The organism is Acinetobacter pittii ANC 4050 (assembly GCF_000399685.1).
Lineage (GTDB): Bacteria > Pseudomonadota > Gammaproteobacteria > Pseudomonadales > Moraxellaceae > Acinetobacter > Acinetobacter pittii_E.
Genome location: NZ_KB976987.1, coordinates 1,409,709 through 1,423,270 on the forward strand (window position 1 = coordinate 1,409,709; position 13,562 = coordinate 1,423,270).

15 protein-coding genes are annotated in these 13,562 nt (G+C 40.9%); 7 read left to right on the plus strand and 8 right to left on the minus strand.

Annotation, left to right across the window (positions count from 1 at the left end):
• From mdcB to gcvA, 3 genes are all read right to left on the minus strand, one after another.
• Positions 1-885 carry a triphosphoribosyl-dephospho-CoA synthase gene (gene mdcB / locus F931_RS10420; protein WP_016141328.1) on the minus strand — a complete coding sequence of 295 codons (885 nt, stop codon included), beginning with the start codon at positions 883-885 and terminating at the stop codon, positions 1-3.
• Positions 885-2,564, minus strand: a complete 1,680-nt coding sequence (mdcA, locus tag F931_RS10425) for a malonate decarboxylase subunit alpha (RefSeq protein WP_016141329.1) — start codon at positions 2,562-2,564, stop codon at positions 885-887. Before mdcA ends, mdcB begins: the two co-directional genes overlap by 1 nt.
• Positions 2,565-2,673: 109 nt before the next feature.
• On the minus strand, positions 2,674-3,588 hold the full coding sequence (gcvA, locus tag F931_RS10430; protein WP_016141330.1) for a transcriptional regulator GcvA: 915 nt from the start codon (positions 3,586-3,588) through the stop codon (positions 2,674-2,676).
• Positions 3,589-3,772: 184 nt separating this feature from the next.
• Between gcvA and F931_RS10435 the strand changes: the two genes are divergently transcribed.
• Both F931_RS10435 and F931_RS10440 read left to right on the plus strand, forming a co-directional pair.
• Positions 3,773-4,447 carry a cupin domain-containing protein gene (locus F931_RS10435; RefSeq protein WP_016141331.1) on the plus strand — a complete coding sequence of 225 codons (675 nt, stop codon included), beginning with the start codon at positions 3,773-3,775 and terminating at the stop codon, positions 4,445-4,447.
• Between the two features lie 9 nt (positions 4,448-4,456).
• Positions 4,457-5,644 (plus strand): MFS transporter, encoded by a 1,188-nt coding sequence (locus tag F931_RS10440; RefSeq protein ID WP_016141332.1) that lies wholly within the window; start codon positions 4,457-4,459, stop codon positions 5,642-5,644.
• 7 nt (positions 5,645-5,651) lie between these two features.
• Here F931_RS10440 and F931_RS10445 read toward each other — a convergent pair whose 3' ends face one another.
• A complete protein-coding gene (locus F931_RS10445) occupies positions 5,652-6,245 on the minus strand; it encodes a GNAT family N-acetyltransferase (RefSeq protein ID WP_016141333.1) in 594 nt (197 codons plus the stop codon).
• 42 nt (positions 6,246-6,287) lie between these two features.
• On the minus strand, positions 6,288-6,923 hold the full coding sequence (locus F931_RS10450) for an FMN-binding negative transcriptional regulator (RefSeq protein ID WP_016141334.1): 636 nt from the start codon (positions 6,921-6,923) through the stop codon (positions 6,288-6,290).
• 115 nt (positions 6,924-7,038) lie between these two features.
• Between F931_RS10450 and F931_RS10455 the strand changes: the two genes are divergently transcribed.
• Entirely contained in the window at positions 7,039-8,547 is a 1,509-nt protein-coding gene (locus tag F931_RS10455) for a MocR-like pyridoxine biosynthesis transcription factor PdxR (RefSeq protein WP_016141335.1), read from the plus strand.
• On the opposite strand, the gene ywbG is transcribed toward F931_RS10455, so the two are convergent.
• Together ywbG and F931_RS10465 are read right to left on the minus strand one after the other, a co-directional pair.
• Positions 8,536-9,225, minus strand: a complete 690-nt coding sequence (gene ywbG, locus F931_RS10460) for an LrgB family protein (RefSeq protein WP_016141336.1) — start codon at positions 9,223-9,225, stop codon at positions 8,536-8,538. The genes F931_RS10455 and ywbG overlap by 12 nt on opposite strands.
• A gap of 13 nt (positions 9,226-9,238) precedes the next feature.
• On the minus strand, positions 9,239-9,670 hold the full coding sequence (locus F931_RS10465; protein WP_016141337.1) for a CidA/LrgA family protein: 432 nt from the start codon (positions 9,668-9,670) through the stop codon (positions 9,239-9,241).
• A gap of 110 nt (positions 9,671-9,780) precedes the next feature.
• Between F931_RS10465 and F931_RS10470 the strand changes: the two genes are divergently transcribed.
• The 3 genes from F931_RS10470 (at position 9,781) to yghU (ending at position 12,293) form a co-directional block, all read left to right on the plus strand.
• Positions 9,781-10,686, plus strand: coding sequence for a LysR family transcriptional regulator (locus F931_RS10470; protein WP_016141338.1), 906 nt, complete (start codon positions 9,781-9,783; stop codon positions 10,684-10,686).
• Positions 10,687-10,784: 98 nt separating this feature from the next.
• Entirely contained in the window at positions 10,785-11,411 is a 627-nt protein-coding gene (yfcF, locus tag F931_RS10475; RefSeq protein ID WP_016141339.1) for a glutathione transferase, read from the plus strand.
• A gap of 33 nt (positions 11,412-11,444) precedes the next feature.
• A complete protein-coding gene (yghU, locus tag F931_RS10480; RefSeq protein WP_016141340.1) occupies positions 11,445-12,293 on the plus strand; it encodes a glutathione-dependent disulfide-bond oxidoreductase in 849 nt (282 codons plus the stop codon).
• 75 nt (positions 12,294-12,368) lie between these two features.
• Here yghU and F931_RS10485 read toward each other — a convergent pair whose 3' ends face one another.
• Positions 12,369-12,776, minus strand: a complete 408-nt coding sequence (locus F931_RS10485; protein WP_016141341.1) for a DUF2000 domain-containing protein — start codon at positions 12,774-12,776, stop codon at positions 12,369-12,371.
• 154 nt (positions 12,777-12,930) lie between these two features.
• On the opposite strand from F931_RS10485, the gene F931_RS10490 reads away from it, so the two are divergent.
• Complete coding sequence (locus F931_RS10490; protein ID WP_025470325.1) at positions 12,931-13,533, plus strand: LysE family translocator; 603 nt, start codon at positions 12,931-12,933, stop codon at positions 13,531-13,533.
• Positions 13,534-13,562: the final 29 nt, after the last annotated feature.

Below are 13,562 nucleotides of genomic sequence, written 5' to 3' on the forward strand. Positions count from 1 at the left end.
TTAAAATCCCTCTTTATTTTTTAAAGATGACTGCTGAGCACGATCTATAAACAATGTTGCTGCCAACAAATCTGCGGCACCACCAGCGGAGGCTTTCATGCGAAGTAGATCAATCTCTAAAAGATGCAAAGCGCGGCGACCTTCTAAGCTTGAACTACCGCCCAAATCCAGTACCTGTTGAGCACCTTGTTGCATACGCTTTAAACCCGATGTTCCCGAGCGATAAAGCACACAGGTATCGGTCAAATCAGTCATCATGGCAAGTAAGGTATCTAAACGAGCGAACTCTTCTTTCATGGGTTTACTACGGCTTTGATAAAGCTGCTTTAAACCAAAGTTCACAATCGTTGGAAAACCTTGCTGAGCTTGTTCTTTTGCACCTAAGACGCCCAACTTTTTCTGTACCTGCTGACCATGACTTAAAGCCTGCTTTGGAATAAAACGATCTTCAAGCTGGGCAATCTGACCAGCTAACTGACATAGCTCAACAGCCGATAAATATTGTTGATTGCTACGTGCCAATGCCGCCGCCGTCACCATTAAGCCCAAGGCCCAAATTGCACCGCGGTGTGTGTTAACACCATCTGTCGCCAACATCATGACTTTTTCACCTTGGCGACCAATTTCACCAATATCTTCACGCAGGGCTAAACAAACTTCACCATGGTGCATGGCTGCTTGAGCCATTTCCTCAAACATAGGCCCTAAACTTTTCGCAGAACGCTCCATTAATTCCAAAGTCAGATCATCGTGTGCACCACTACCACGACGGTCGACTAAGGCTGGTTTAGGAGTCAGATTCACTTCATCAATTAAAGCCTCGACCGCTAAACTTGCCAAAAGCTGACTATCGCTGAGCGTTTGATATTGAACTTGTGCCATCATTACCAACTCCTAAATTTTGCAGGGGGTTGATATAAACCATCTGACCATGTCACCAAGTCGGCAATATTTTTCGCAGCTAAAAGCTCACGTGTTGCATCGGTACGGCGAATACCTAAATCTTCAGGGAAGACCACCAAACCCTCACGTCTTAAACGTGCTGTTGTTTTCGGGTCTTGAGTTAAACCAATACTAGTCACACCTGCCACCGCAGCAATCATGGCTTGGCGCTCTTCTTGGCTGCTTGCTTTATATAGATAAGCAATGCCTTCTTCGGTCAGTAAATGAGTCACATCATCGCCATAAATCATAATCGGCGCTAAAGGTAGGCCTGCGGTTTTAGCCACATCAATTGCATCGAGACGATCTACAAAAGTTGGCTTACCACCCTCTTGGAAGGTTTCCACCATTTGTACAACTAACTTTTTACCACGTGCCAAATAGGTTTCTGTTTCATTGGCACCTTGCAAACGCATATCTAACCATGCTGGCGTATCGTGACGACGACCGCGTGGATCATGCCCCATGTTTGGTGCACCACCAAAACCAGCCAAACGACCTTTGGTTACCGTCGAAGAATGTCCCATTCCATCGACTTGCAAAGTTGCACCAATAAATAGATCAACAGCATATTGTCCTGCGAGCTGACACATCATGCGGTTGGAGCGTAACGCGCCATCACGACCTGTAAAAAAAACGTCTGGTCGAGCTGCAACATATTTTTCCATACCGAGTTCAGTACCAAAACAATGCACGCTTTCAACCCAACCTGTCTCAATCGCTGGAATTAAGGTTGGATGCGGATTTAGTGTCCAATTTCGGCAAATTTTTCCTTTTAAACCTAAAGATTCACCATAGGTCGGTAAAATCAGTTCAATTGCCGCCGTGTTAAAACCAATACCATGATTTAACGATTGCACATTATGCTTCTCATAAATTCCGCGAATTGCCATCATCGCCATGAGTATGTGCACAGGCTTGATATGTTTCGGGTCACGGGTAAATAACGGTTCGATATAAAATGGCTGGTCTGCCACAACCACATAATCCACCCAAGAAGCAGGAATATCGACACGGGGTAACTCTGAGACGTCATCGACCAGTTCATTCACCTGTACAATCACAATACCGTCGCTAAAAGCCGCAGGTTCAATAAGTGCAGGAGAATCTTCGGTACTTGGGCCTGTATAGATATTTCCTTGACGGTCTGCCATAAAACCCGCCGAAAGCACTACATTTGGAATAAGGTCAACCACCAAACGTGAATACAACTCAATATAGGTATGAATCGCACCAATCTCTAGCAGCCCATCTTCAACTAACTGGCTAATACGCAAACTTTGTGGGCCAGCAAAAGAAAAATCGAGTTTACGTGCAATACCTTTTTCAAATAGATCAAGATGTTCCGAACGCCCAACGCTTGGCATAATCATATGTAAATCATGCAAAATATCTGGATTGGTTTGAGCTAAAGAGCGCGATAAAAAATCTGCCTGCTTTTGGTTATTCCCTTCGAGTACAACTCTGTCGCCCGGAGTAATCAGGGTTTCTAAAACTTTAATAATGTCTTGAGTTGGAATCACCACACCATCGGTATATTGGTTTGCCATCTCTAGTTTTAGTTGTTTGGCATGACGCCGCTTTGTCCATAACCGTTCTTTATTCTGAACTGAGCCTTCCATGTGTTTACCTATAGATCGCAGTTTTGTTCTGAATCTATAAAAACGCTTTATGGACTTTCAATCAATCAACCTAGATGAGTCGTTATTAACCTCAGGTTAACGATTAATTTTATATTCGATGAATTTCTTCAAAAAACCAATCTAGACAGATTTTGACTTTAGGCAAATTTGCGTATTCCGGTCGGTACACCAAATAATAAGAAAAGGGCGATGAGAAGTGAATTTGAGGAAATAATCGTACCAAACGCCCGGTTTGTATATCTTTTTGCACCATAACACTACGTGCTAATGCAACACCATGTCCTTCCATTGCAGCCTGTAAAACTGCAGATGAACTGTTGATTTGCATACCACGACTGATATTGATGTCATTCAAACCTACACTTTTTAGCCAAGATTGCCACCCCGGAAATTGTTGATGTTTTTCCATAGAAAGATCATGAATTAAAGTGATATTTCTCAGATCATTTGGGGTTAAGAGAGATGAATGTTCATTTAAAAATGCAGGTGAACATACAGGATAAACCTCTTCATCCATAAGTTTAACTGCTTCTAGACCTTGCCATTGGCCTTGACCATATCTCACCCCTACATCAACTTTTTGTTCTAAAAAATCTACGGTTTTCAAGTTAATGTCTAAACGAATATCAATATCTGGATATTGTTTTTGAAAATGATCAATTCTTGGTAATAGCCATTTTTCAGCAAATGCTGGACTTACCGCAATATTAAGCACACCTGATAGAGAATCTTGCTTTAATTTTTCCAAAGCCAAAGTCAGCTTATCAAAACCCGCCCGTATATCCGGTAAAACCGATTCAGCCAGTTCAGTGGCGACCAATCTATTTTTACCGTTAGTTTGCCGATGAAACAATGGAAAGCCTAGCCAATCTTCGAGTGTACGTACCAATTGCCCAACCGCAGCCGGAGTAACATTTAACTCTTTTGCCGCTGCAGAAAAACTTTTGTGGCGTGCGCTGGCTTCAAAAGCGCGGAGCGCATTCAAATAAATTGGTGAATTCATAACGCTAAAGATTTTCTTTACTGTAGAAATAGATTATCTCATTTGTACTTATAAATCTTTATTTCTAAAATGTTCTGTAATCTATTCATAATGATTAAATTTTTACATCTTAAGTGGGCTTGCTAATTCATTCTATTTATTTTGTTATTGAATAAAGAGAATTTAATTTACGAGGAGAGTATTCATGTTGATCCATGCCGATTTTTCACAGGCTGTGATTGTCAAACCTGAAGACTATCATTGGGTGAAATCTCCCCGTGGGGAAGTTGATCGTGTCATGCTTGATCGTGTTGGCGATGAAATAGCTCGTGCGACCAGTTTAGTGAAATATGCGCCCCACACTATCTTTCCTGAACATCGACATCATCATGGTGAAGAAATCCTCGTACTTTCAGGCATATTTACTGAAAATCAAAATCAGCACTACCCCGTTGGATGGTATTTACGGAGTCCCCATCAGTCGGTACATCAACCGTCGAGCGAAGAAGGTGCATTGATTTTTGTCAAACTTATGCAAATTCCTACGTCAGAAACGCAAACCTTACGGATCAATACCAACGATCCAACACAATGGCAAGAAATAGGTTCGCGTTTAATTTGCACATTGGTGGATGCAAGTTATGAGCACACCTATTTAGAAAAACTCAAGCCGCAGCAACTTTTTATGGAAGATGCTGAGGGTGGAATCGAAATTTTGATTACCCAAGGTCAGTTGGCCGATAAAGAAATGGTTTATGACGCTGGAACATGGATACGCCTACCACCGAAAACACATGCCCATTTTCAAGCGGGTTTGTCTGGCGCTTTTATTTATGTAAAAACCGGACACCTAGCCTCAGCTATTGCTGAATATAATTAAAGGCTCGATATGCTTCAAAATACCATGCACCGCCAAGTATTAATTCTGGTGAGTTCTCAATCACTTTTCCAAACCGTTTCCGTCATGGTCATGACCATTGGTGGCTTGGCTGGCGCTAATATTGCAAACACGCCAACACTTGCAACGTTACCCATCGCATCTATGTTTTTGGGTACAGCCTTAATGATGTTCCCTGCATCAATGCTCATGGCACGTGTAGGACGACGTAATGGTTTTCTATTCGGCGCTTTCTTAGGTGTACTCGGCGGCATTATTGCATCAATCGGTATTTTTTATAGTTCACTCATGCTTCTGGCTTTGGGTACGCTATGTGTCGGGGCCTATCAATCCTTTGCTCAGTTTTATCGTTTTGCTGCCAGTGAAGTGGCAACTGACGCGTTTCGCTCACGTGCTATTTCTTGGGTGATGGCAGGTGGAATTGTTGCAGCACTGATTGGTCCGACTTTAGCACGTTTTGGTGGCCCATTATTTCAACATTTAGAATATATCGGTTCATTTTTAATTATTAGTATTATCTCATTTGTGGCAATGGGAATTTTATCTAGCCTACATATTGCCGATACAGTTGAGCAAAAGTCTGACTTTACTGCTGGTCGCCCATGGCAACAGATTGTCTTTCAACCGACCTATTTGGTTGCGTTATTTGGCGCAGTAACAGGCTACGGCATCATGATTTTAGGTATGACCGCAACCCCCATTGCTATGCGACATTCACACCATGAACTTGGATCAATTACCACCGTCATTCAGCTACATGTGCTTGGTATGTTCCTACCTTCATTCTTTACTGGAAATTTAATTGCACGTTTTGGGGTAATTACAATCATGTTTGCAGGTCTTTTATTATTTGCCTGCTACATTGGGTTTGCTCTCTCAGGTATTCAGTTCGCATCTTTTGCTATTTCTTTAATTCTATTAGGCGTGGGTTGGAATTTTTTATTTATTGGCAGTACTTCTTTACTCACAGGAACCTATACCGTGGCTGAAAAAGCCAAGGCTCAAGCCATTAACGATATGACCGTTTTTGTTGTGGGGTTGATTTGTTCGTTTAGTGCAGGTGCTTTACTGGATTTATTTGGCTGGAAAGCAATGAATATGGCGTTAATACCATGGTTGGTGATTGCCGCAGCTTCTCTCTTCTGGCTAAGCCAAAAAAGAGAAAAGCAGTTTGTTTAAATTCTTTTTAACGCGGTTTGCTCAATAGCCATTCTAGATTTTGACGGACCGCAGGCCACTCATGTTTCAAAATGCTATAAACATGAGTGTCCCTCAAAATATCATCTTTCACAATTTGATGGCTTCTTAGCACACCATCGAGCTTTGCACCTAAACGTACAATCGCGGCTTGACTTTGAACATTTAAAGAAGAAGTACGTAATTCAACCGCAATACAGTTTAAAGTCTCAAATGCATGAGCCAACAATAACTTTTTACATTCAGTATTTACAGGCGTACGCTGTGCAGATTTTCGGTACCACGTCGAACCAATTTCTACACGGCGATGTGCTTCTTCAATATGCATGAGAGTTGTCATGCCAAGCGCTCGTCCCGTTTTTCGGTCTTCAATATAAAATGGCAGCATAGAACCAGATTTTTGCAAATCAAGACGTCTTTCAATTTCACCAGTCATCTGTTCAGGTCTTGGCACACGGGTATACCAAAGATTATAGAGTTCCCCATCACAAACGGCCTCTTTGAGCGCTTCAGCCTGAGTTACATCTAGCGGCTTTAAAATAACGTGTTCACCCACTAACTCAACAGATGTAGTCAAAGACATCTTTATCTCCTCAATTGATATTAAAATTTTATGTTTTCAAAATTATTTATTTAACTCAGCCACACTGTACATGGCATTCGCTATAGTTTGATGACCAGACGTCAATAGACCATCTGCCGCGCCTAAAATATCTCGGCGTTCTTTGTTTTGCCCAAGTTTTGATTTTCCTTGCAGCTTAGTAATTTCAATTTCTATTCCCACAATCGCCTTTAACATTGGTTCAAGATAGTCCTTTGGTGCATCTGACATTTTCCATGGTGCAGGTTGAGATGCTTCATGAGTACGGGTTAAACGAGCCACTACACCACGAACATAGCGTTCATCATCTCGAATCGTCACTTTGCCATAAGCATGCACAACCCTATAGTTCCACGTCGGGACTTGTCTGTGCTGTTCATGTTTGGATGGGTACCAGTTTGGTGAAATATAAGCATTTCCTGCCTGAAATACGACGAGTACCTCACCTCCATTTTTAATGTCCTGCCAAATAGAATTATTTCGAGACACATGGGCATGTAGCATGCCAAATTCCCCATCATTTGCTTGTAACTCGAATGGGAGATGATTTGCATCTAAACCACTATTCCCATGAGTAAAAAGCACCCCAAATGGATATTCTGCAATAAGAGAATGCAATACATCCAAGCGGTTTTCTGCAAAATCATCAGGGATATACATGGCTAAAAACCTCGCTGTAAATATCAGAGTTATTTATATTTTGTGTTGTAAATTTTCTGGTTTCTGTGGTTTATTAAAAAGAACCACTTTGTATTTTTTTAAGTAGACCAGAATTATGGCAAGAATGGCAAAAGTTGTTGAACTTCCGTCTATTGCAAAGATTGATAAAAGCCAAGGGAAGATTAGTGCTCAACTGACCCAAGCTTTACGCGAAGCTGTACAAAGTGGTGATTTACAACCCGGTGATCCATTGCCTTCTTCACGAGAATTGGCTTTAACCCTAGGTGTCGCTCGCGGAACCATTATTGAAGCTTATGATCAGCTTTTAGCTGAAGGTGTGTTTGACTCTCAACCACGAACGGGCACTTATGTGTCTCATGCTTTAACTAAAAAAACTACACCGCAACATTCTCAAAAAGAAAATAAACCTAACTCGATAACTGTGACCAAATCGGCACGTTCTTATGCCGAGGTACTCAAAGAATTTAAACCACTTCCTCATGTTCCTTTTGCAGTATCTGTCCCCGTCGGTCGTACTCAACCAAGTGATATCTGGCGTAAGTTTGGTAATAAATTTAGATCACGAGGTGCAGGAATTCCTTCAGGATATGGCGAACCGCAAGGTGTGTTATCACTCAGAGTTGCTATAGCAGATTATGTACGCCGATCCCGCTCTGTCCACTGCGAACCTGAACAAATTGTGATTACACCCGGTATTCAGCAATCACTTTATATTTGCAGCCAGATTTTATTTGAAGCAAAAGATGAAGTTTGGGTTGAAGATCCAGCTTATCGGGGGACCACAGCTATTTTTGAGCATGCCGTACAACACATTCGTATGGTTCGTGTTCCTGTCGATGAAGAAGGCATTCAGGTTGAAACTGGCATTAAGCTTGCAAAATATGCACGTGCTGCTTTTGTGACGCCATCTCATCAATACCCACTTGGTATGCCAATGAGCCTAGCAAGACGTACTGCTTTATTGGCTTGGGCAAAACAGCAAAATGCATGGATTATTGAAGATGACTACGACAGCGAACTTCGTTATAACGGCCAACCTTTCCCATCTTTACAAGGCATGGCACCCGACCAAGTGATTTATTTGGGTACTTTCAGCAAAGTGTTATTTCCATCCCTTAGACTTGGCTATGCAGTGTTGCCTAAAGAATTGGTAGCTCCTTTTTGTGGGCTTAGAGTCTTAATTGATCGGCACCCGCCTGCTGCCGACCAACATGTTTTAGCTGCTTTTATTCAAGAAGGTTATTTAGAGCGACATATTCGACGTACTCGAAATGTTTACGCAGAAGTCCGAGAATATATTATTGGTTTGATTGAACAATACATCCCTCAAGAACTGGCTTGGTTACAGCCGGGCGATCAAGGCATGCACATGGTGTTATGGCTTGCTCAGTATATTAATGATATTGACGTTGCAAGCTCGGCAGTCGATGCAGGCATTGCCATTAAAGCAATTTCACCGACATTTTCAAAAGAACAGCAACGTTCGGGTTTAATTGTTGGCTTAGGCGATTTTGAACCTGAGCTGATGAAACAAGCCATTAAAAAACTATCAAACATTATTCAACAACATGCCAAGTCCACATCGGAAAACCTACAACACTAACCATAGATGAATCGCAAATGGCCCAATTAATACCATTAAAATACCGGCAATAACCATAGTCAAACTAGCAATTACCCCTTCTTCACTATTGCGCTGCTGTGCTCTAACTGTACCAAAACCATGGGCTGCATTACCGAAGGCTGCTCCATTGGCTACATTAGAACGGATTTTAGTAATTGCTAAAATTGCATCACCACAAATCATACCGACCAAACCCGTAATGACCGTAAATAGAGAAACCAAAGCTGCCGAACCGTGAATATCTTCCGCTAAAATCATGGCAAATGGCGTGGAAATAGAACGAGCCATTAAACTGTTGGTCACTTCAGGGCTAAAATGGAACCACTGTGCCATTTCATAGGCAGACATTACACCTACACTCATACCTACAATAATTGCAATCGAAAGAACCCCAAGATTTTTACGAATCGTTTCCCGATAGCGATAAATCGGTACAGCAAAAGCAACCGTTGCAGGCCCTAATAAATTAACAATCCACTGGGTATCTTCTGCATAGGTTTGATATGAAATTCCAAAAATCGTCATCAAAATAATAGTGAGTACAGGCACACTAATCGCTGGCGACAACCAAAGTTTTGGATTTTTCTGATAGATCCGCTTTGCCACAACATAGGCTGCCAAAGTCCAGATCAGACAAAGAATTGACCAAATATTCATGTCATTTTGCCCTTTAGATATGCTTATGTTGAAGACGTTTTCGAGCCTGTAAATAAGCTTTCAAACGATTGTAATAGTGAATCGTCAGGCACGTACTGAGCATGACCGAAATGGTCCCAACTGCAATGCTCAAGACAATTTGCCACCCTTCGGTCATAAACAAGGTTTTATACTGAACTACAGCAACCACCACTGGCACGAAAAACAGCAACAGCTCACCTAAAACTACAGTTGCTCCCATTGCCACCTGATCCATTTTGATAATTTTAAAGAACAGGCATAAAAGCAATAAAAACATCCCTAAAATGCCTGCCGACACAGGTATGCCAAGTTTTTGATGTAAAAGATATCCTACCCACCAAAATCCAGCCAAAATCAAAATTTGTTTAACTAAAATTAAAAATGAAGGTTGTGTGGGTGTTCCCGAAGCAGATTCAGTACTCATTTTACGAAATTAAATGGTTAACTACACCATTATGCTATCTTGGTTAAAGCTGCTAAATATGAATTATTCATGTTAATATTATTCAAAAATGGAATAATTTATTCTTTATTATGCTTTCTCTAAAATCATTACAATGCTTCGTTACACTGGTAAAAACTAAAAGCTTTACCCGTGCTGCTGACGAGTTATATCTGACTCAGCCCACCATTAGTAAAATAATACAACAGCTTGAAGAACAGCTTCAGGTCCAACTTTTGGTCAAACCCGATCACGGCCGAAAAAGGCAAATTGAATTAACTGAAATTGGAGAGCGCATATATCAACATGCACTCGAGCTTCTTCAGACAGAACAAAACATCTTTCTTGAGATAGAAAACTATCAACAATTAAAAACAGGGACTTTAAAACTTGGCGTTCCGCCTTTAGGTTCGCAGCTTCTAACGACTGCCTTGTTTGATTATCACCAACAGTGGCCTGATATTGAATTGGCTTTTATGGAAGTGGGTTCACGCGGTATTGAACAAGCTTTGCTTAACAATGAGTTAGACGTTGGTGTTTTATTGCAGCCTTTTGATACGCAAATTTTCAATAGCATTGAGCTATGTAACTACCCTTTAATGGTCCTTTTACGTCGGGATGCCACTTGGGCAACTCGTAAAAAAATAAATCTAGAAGAGCTACAACACCAATCATTTTTGATGTTTCCAGAGAACTTCTCTTTAAACAGTATTATTCTCGATGCATGTAAGCAGCATGGTTTCTATCCGACCATTGCCTGTCGTACTAGCCAATGGCATCTTCTGGCAGACATGGTGTTACAACGTATGGGGATCGCACTTCTTCCTCAATATTATACCGATATGCTTGACCCTAGTTTATTTGCAGCAGTACCACTCGAAAAACCAAATATTCAATGGCACTTAGTCATGGCTTGGAAAAAGAATCTTCCTGCCTCACCAGCAGTTCAAGCTTGGCTGAGCATTGTTCGCCAACATTTTCAGCACATTAAACCTTAATTCAAAAACCGATAAAGCTTTTCCACAAAAAAGCTACCCAATCTTGGCTTAGCTCACTTAGACTAGATCGCATCTGTTTTATGACATGGACAATAACAATGAATAATGAACGTTTTAAGCTCTACACAGATTCACAATTTCTAAGTCCCTATGCGTTTACAGTTTTTGTAGGGCTACATGAAAAACAAATTCCATTTGAAATAGCAACCATCAACTTAGGTCAGCAAGGCCAGTTTGAAAAATCTTATGTCGAAAAGTCATTAACAGCCAAAGTGCCTGTACTTGAGCATAACGATTTTGCCTTATCAGAATCATCTGCCATTTTGGAATATCTTGAAGATCTCTATCCAGACACAACTATCTATCCAAAAGATATCCAAGCGCGTGCAAGAGCACGACAAATTCAAGCATGGCTCCGATCAGACTTAGTGGCACTAAGAACTGAACGTCCAACCGATGTTATTTTTATTCAGCCCACATCTACACCACTGTCTGAACAAGGTTTAAAAGCAGCAGAAAAATTGTTCTTTGTTGCAGAAAAACTTCTTGCGTCTGATGCTGAATTTCTTTTTGGTTCATGGAGCATTGTGGATGCTGAACTTGCCCTGATGTTGCAACGTCTTATTCAAAACGGCGATGCTGTACCAGAGCGATTAAAAGATTATGCACTGCAACAATGGCAACGGCCGAGCATACAAAAATGGCTTGCATTGCGACATAACTAAACCCTTATATTTCAACCAAACATGAGATAAAAAATGAGTGATTCAAACTATATTCCTCCACAAGTTTGGCAATGGACTGGAGAAAAAACCGATTTAAACCAACCTACTTCAGGTTCGCGTTATGAACATACACTTCCGGTAGGGAAACATCCGCTCCAGCTCTACTCTTTAGCAACGCCTAATGGTCAAAAAGTCACGATTTTGCTAGAAGAGCTTTTAGCATTAGGACATCAAGATGCCGAATATGATGCTTGGCTGATTAAAATTGGTGAAGGACAGCAATTTGGTAGCGGTTTTGTAGAAATTAATCCAAACTCTAAAATTCCAGCATTGATTGACCATAGCCAGAACCCGCCATTAAGAGTGTTTGAGTCTGGTTCAATTTTGCTTTACTTGGCTGAAAAGTTTAAAGCTTTCATTCCAACAGATATTGCTGCACGTACTGAATGTCTCAATTGGCTATTTTGGCAAATGGGTAGCGCACCATATTTAGGCGGTGGTTTTGGGCATTTTTATGCCTATGCCCCTGTTAAAATTGAATATGCGATTAATCGCTTTGCCATGGAAACAAAACGCTTACTTGATGTGTTAGATCAACATCTAGCAAAGCATGAATACTTGGCAGGTTCTGAATATACCATCGCGGATATTGCTGCATTCCCTTGGTATGGTGGGCTTGTTAAAAACTGGGTCTATAACGGCGCGGAGTTTTTAGGTGTCGATCAATATAAAAATGTTCAACGTTGGGCAGATGCGATTTTAGCGCGCCCTGCGGTTCAACGTGGTCGTATGGTCAACCGTACTTTTGGCGATTTAGCTACACAGTTACATGAACGCCATGATGCTAGCGACTTTGAAACCAAAACCCAAGATAAAGTTTAATTTTCATTGTTAAAATAAAACCCACTTTTGCTCAAACAGTGGGTTTTATAGTTCTTCCAATAAAAATCTTATTTCTTATTGATGCAAAGAAAGCCCCTTAAGTGCTTTATCGACCACTTTTTTAGGCCCTCTTAACGCCACCCCGACCAAATTTAATTGATTCGCATCTTCGGCCAAAAAGACGGCTCGATTGTCCTCATCATTGTCTGTAGAAAACATGGCGTGTACATAGGGAATAATCGTTAAATCTTGCTCAATTGCTTTCTTATGCGCTTTTTGTAGACCCGATAAGTCTCCCTCAAAAACTAACATTGGCTGACCTAGCATATTGCCATATTCATACCCATTGGCATCGATATAAGGTTTACCCAACATTTCTGGAACAGCCGAGGCAACCCCTGTTGCTAAAAAAGCTACCACATTTAATCTCTGCCACGTCGCAAGATCATTACGGACAATCAACGCAATTTTTGTGTCAAACATAAACCCCTATCCTGAGTCATAACTTTAGGTCGCTCATCATGACTCATTCAGATTTTTCTCGTCTTGTACGTTTGTGCAGGAGCCATCACAAACGTACAAGACTCTAAATTTGCGAGTCACTATGCTGGGTTGTTTTGTTTTAGTAGATGCGTTTATGGAAATCTTTTTTTATACCTTGAGTGTGATGTATAGCCCCGGTCCAGTAAATTTTATGGGTCTAAATGCTGGGCTAACAGGACAATTCAAAAAAACGATTTATTTTTTTATAGGTGTCGGTTGTGCAATGCTGATGTTATTCATGATTTTTGGATATATCGGCGCCGCGATCATTCCACAAAATGCCTTGCACTATATTGCTTTGTTCGGTGCACTTTATACGTTTTATCTTGCATATCAAATGTTAAAGACAGATATCGATATTCGTGATGAAAACACTGGAGTTCAGACTTTGTCTTTCTGGAATGGCCTTTGGATACAAGCTTTAAACCCAAAAGGGATATTAGTGATTTTGCCTGTTACAACAATTATGTACCCAACAGCACATATTACTGGCGTTCAAATCTTTTTAGTGTCATTGCTTATTTCAATGGGAGCAGCAGGTGCGCCCTGTCTTTACTCTTGGGCAGGTGCAGTGTTAGGTAAAAAAATTAAAAATAAAATCTGGTTTAATCGTATAAACAAGGCCATGGGAACAATGTTGATCATTTCTGGCATATTTATGCTTTATGATTTTTTAAAAGGCATACATTTAATTTAAAACAAAGTTGAGGTCAGTCTATACACAGG

What these genes read in the sequence shown, in the direction of transcription:
- F931_RS10435 (WP_016141331.1), top strand. Translation starts at nt 3,773, where the DNA reads ATGTTGATCCATGCCGATTTTTCACAGGCTGTGATTGTCAAACCTGAA.
- mdcB (WP_016141328.1), bottom strand. Translation starts at nt 885, where the DNA reads ATGATGGCACAAGTTCAATATCAAACGCTCAGCGATAGTCAGCTTTTG.
- F931_RS10445 (WP_016141333.1), bottom strand. Translation starts at nt 6,245, where the DNA reads ATGTCTTTGACTACATCTGTTGAGTTAGTGGGTGAACACGTTATTTTA.
- F931_RS10485 (WP_016141341.1), bottom strand. Translation starts at nt 12,776, where the DNA reads ATGTTTGACACAAAAATTGCGTTGATTGTCCGTAATGATCTTGCGACG.
- mdcA (WP_016141329.1), bottom strand. Translation starts at nt 2,564, where the DNA reads ATGGAAGGCTCAGTTCAGAATAAAGAACGGTTATGGACAAAGCGGCGT.
- F931_RS10450 (WP_016141334.1), bottom strand. Translation starts at nt 6,923, where the DNA reads ATGTATATCCCTGATGATTTTGCAGAAAACCGCTTGGATGTATTGCAT.
- F931_RS10465 (WP_016141337.1), bottom strand. Translation starts at nt 9,670, where the DNA reads ATGAGTACTGAATCTGCTTCGGGAACACCCACACAACCTTCATTTTTA.
- F931_RS10470 (WP_016141338.1), top strand. Translation starts at nt 9,781, where the DNA reads ATGCTTTCTCTAAAATCATTACAATGCTTCGTTACACTGGTAAAAACT.
- ywbG (WP_016141336.1), bottom strand. Translation starts at nt 9,225, where the DNA reads ATGAATATTTGGTCAATTCTTTGTCTGATCTGGACTTTGGCAGCCTAT.
- F931_RS10490 (WP_025470325.1), top strand. Translation starts at nt 12,931, where the DNA reads ATGGAAATCTTTTTTTATACCTTGAGTGTGATGTATAGCCCCGGTCCA.
- F931_RS10455 (WP_016141335.1), top strand. Translation starts at nt 7,039, where the DNA reads ATGGCAAGAATGGCAAAAGTTGTTGAACTTCCGTCTATTGCAAAGATT.
- F931_RS10440 (WP_016141332.1), top strand. Translation starts at nt 4,457, where the DNA reads ATGCTTCAAAATACCATGCACCGCCAAGTATTAATTCTGGTGAGTTCT.
- yfcF (WP_016141339.1), top strand. Translation starts at nt 10,785, where the DNA reads ATGAATAATGAACGTTTTAAGCTCTACACAGATTCACAATTTCTAAGT.
- yghU (WP_016141340.1), top strand. Translation starts at nt 11,445, where the DNA reads ATGAGTGATTCAAACTATATTCCTCCACAAGTTTGGCAATGGACTGGA.
- gcvA (WP_016141330.1), bottom strand. Translation starts at nt 3,588, where the DNA reads ATGAATTCACCAATTTATTTGAATGCGCTCCGCGCTTTTGAAGCCAGC.